3 protein-coding genes are annotated in these 2,658 nt (G+C 60.5%); 1 reads left to right on the top strand and 2 read right to left on the bottom strand.

Annotation, left to right across the window (positions count from 1 at the left end):
- Together Q4543_RS24105 and Q4543_RS24100 are read right to left on the bottom strand one after the other, a co-directional pair.
- The coding region (locus Q4543_RS24105) for a recombinase family protein (protein WP_303442641.1) at window positions 1-972 on the bottom strand (972 nt) is incomplete at its 3' end.
- Window positions 969-1,421: a DUF2924 domain-containing protein gene (locus Q4543_RS24100; protein WP_303442639.1), complete on the bottom strand. Its 453-nt coding sequence runs from the start codon at window positions 1,419-1,421 to the stop codon at window positions 969-971. The genes Q4543_RS24100 and Q4543_RS24105, both read right to left, overlap by 4 nt.
- 337 nt (window positions 1,422-1,758) lie before the next feature.
- On the opposite strand from Q4543_RS24100, the gene Q4543_RS24095 reads away from it, so the two are divergent.
- Window positions 1,759-2,658 (top strand): hypothetical protein (locus Q4543_RS24095; RefSeq protein WP_303442637.1); only part of this gene is annotated, 900 nt, incomplete at its 3' end.

The following is a 2,658-nucleotide window of genomic DNA, read 5'->3' as shown; positions in this document are numbered from 1 at the left end:
AGCGCGACTGACAAGCTCGGCCCGCCGGTGAGCGCGAGGCCCGTCGTGAGCTACACCATCAGTTGGGACATCATCGAACGCCGCGCCATCCGGGCCATAGAGCAGCCCTTTCAGCAGCGCGGGCGTATCGGCGCGGGTGCGGGCGGCCCGTTTGCGCGGACTCTCTTTCAAAATCGCGTGGACTTTGTCCCAGACGTCTCTGTCGATGATCGCGTCATGCTCGCCGGGATAGCTCTCGCCCTTGTGCACCGCCTCGCCGATGTAGGCGCGGTTGTTCAGCATCCGGTACAGGTACTTCTTGTCGATCCGGTTGCCACGCGGGGTGCGGATGCCGCGTTTGGCGACCTCTCGGGCCAGTTCCGTTCCCGACCCGATCTCAAGGAACCGGGCGAAGATCCAGCGGACATGCTGGGCGCGCTCGTCATCGATCAACAGCTTCCGGTTCTCGACGCGGTAGCCATAGGGCGGCACCCCGCCCATCCACATGCCCTTCTTGCGGCTGGCGGCGACCTTGTCGCGAATGCGCTCGGCCGTCACCTCGCGTTCGAATTGGGCGAAGCTCAGCAGGATGTTCAGTGTGAGCCTGCCCATCGATGTGGTCGTGTTGAACGACTGCGTTACCGACACGAAGGTCACGTCATTGCGGTCGAACACCTCGACCAGCTTGGCAAAATCGGCCAGCGAGCGGCTGAGACGGTCGATCTTGTAAACGACGACCACGTCGACAAGCCCGTCCTCAATATCTGCCATGAGCTGTTGCAGGCCGGGGCGGTCCAGCGTGCCGCCGGAGATGCCACCGTCGTCATACTGATCGCGGACCAGCACCCAACCCTCGGAGCGCTGGCTGGCGATGTAGGCCTCGCAGGCCTCGCGCTGTGCGTGCAGGCTGTTGAACTCCTGATCCAGCCCTTCCTCGGAGGATTTTCGGGTGTAGATCGCGCAGCGCAGTTTCCGAACAATCGGTTTGGTCACGCACCCCTCCGATGGTTTTTCAGGCCAAAGAACACCCAGCCGTTCCAGCGTGTGCCGGTGATGGCGCGGGCGATGGCTGAGAGCGATCTGTAGGGGCGCCCCTGCCAGTCGAAACCGTCAGCGGTGACGGTGACGACATGCTCGACGCCTTGCCATTCACGGATCAAACGCGTGCCCACGATGGGCGTCAGGTGAGCGCGGACGCGGCTCTTCTTGCGGTCGCCGCCATCAAGTTGCTCGCCAAGGGCCTCCAGCCTTTTCACCGTTTCCGGCTTCAGGCCACCATAGGCCAGTTCCTGAATGCGGTACGCCAGTCGGGTCTCGAGATAGCGACGATTGAATGGCGGCGGCTCGCTGTCGAACAGCTCACGCCATTGCTGCTTCAGGCCCGGCGTCGACGTGGTCTTGAGCGCGGCCAGGCGGGCGGGAATGGGATCTTGTTTGGTCATGCATTTCTCCTGTGAGTTGGAGTTGCATGACGCCATTCGTCGGCCGAATAGTGTAGGCTACTTTCTCCAATTTCGTCAGATACTTCCGCTCGATCACACATCTGCAACCGCACCAGCCCAAGAGCCAACAGGCCGCATAGCTCGGCGCGGCGCTCGGTGGGCGTCATCTGGCAGGGTGGGAGTGGATTGGGTCGTTTCATACTGGCCTCGGGGCGGTTGTCTCCCTTGGCCTCTACTCATCAGCCTCGGGAACCGTCCCAACCGTTCGCCCGACGGTTGCGGCCCCATGGGTGAGAACATATTATGAACATTCAATTCATGGAAAAGGGGATTCGCGATGGCCGGCAATTTGAAAAAGTTCGTGAATCCGCGGTTCATCAGGACAATTGATCTGGGCCTAATGAAAACATTGCTGGCCCGTCACGAAGGCAAGTTCACCGATTTCTCCGTGGGTCTGCTCGATCAGGAAGAAGATGCGGCACGGGGCGCGCTACAAGACCTCCTGACAGGGTCTGAGGACAGTTATCCAGAAGGTTTGCGGGCCGACCTCCACCGTATTGCTGAGCTGGGCGACACACGCGGCCTCGAAGTTATCCAGACCCAGGCTGACCGTCAGGGCATCGATCTGTTTCCGGACATGAAAACCGGCGATGAGGATGCGCCTAACAGGGCACATGAGCCGAAACACATCGCTGTCCGAGTATTTCTGGAACATCCCGACCTGTTCGACGCCGCCGCCGATCACATGGCGATGCTCGCAGCTGACCGACTGCACGAGTACGCCGGCAAGGAACGGGGCGTCGCGATCGATCTGACGCAAGAAAAGGTCGAGGCGTTCAGGATGGCTGTCGCTGACCTGTTCCGCGATGCGTTCCTGGGAGACTACTGCCGAGTCGGTGATTACGCCGATGGAGACGAGATCAACCTCGTGGTCAGTCATGGCTCCATGGTCTCGACCATGCCGGTCGTCGAAGGCCTACAGGAGCGGGTCATTAGTGTTCGGCAGATTGCCCATGCTGTGCTGCGATATTCCGAGAACACTGGGATGCTTCGGCTCGCGCGGATCAGAAAAGCCCACCAACCAGAGATCGCCGAACTCTTCGCGGCGATCATCCTGGGTCGGCCCGGCTTTTTCGATGGTGATGATGCACAAGACCTATATGTCACATCCCGGCAGGTAATATGGCTGTTTCTTGAACAGCTCTGGCTTGAGTTTGTGCCAGTCCTTCATCGCGTG

It is taken from the genome of Salipiger sp. 1_MG-2023 (assembly GCF_030547555.1).
Classification (GTDB): Bacteria; Pseudomonadota; Alphaproteobacteria; order Rhodobacterales; family Rhodobacteraceae; genus Salipiger.
The sequence above is the reverse complement of the archived record's forward strand: the minus strand, read 5'-3'. Positions and strand labels throughout refer to the sequence as shown.

Excerpts from the sequence above, each read along its gene's own strand:
- Q4543_RS24100 (WP_303442639.1), bottom strand. The coding sequence starts at position 1,421 with ATGACCAAACAAGATCCCATTCCCGCCCGCCTGGCCGCGCTCAAGACC.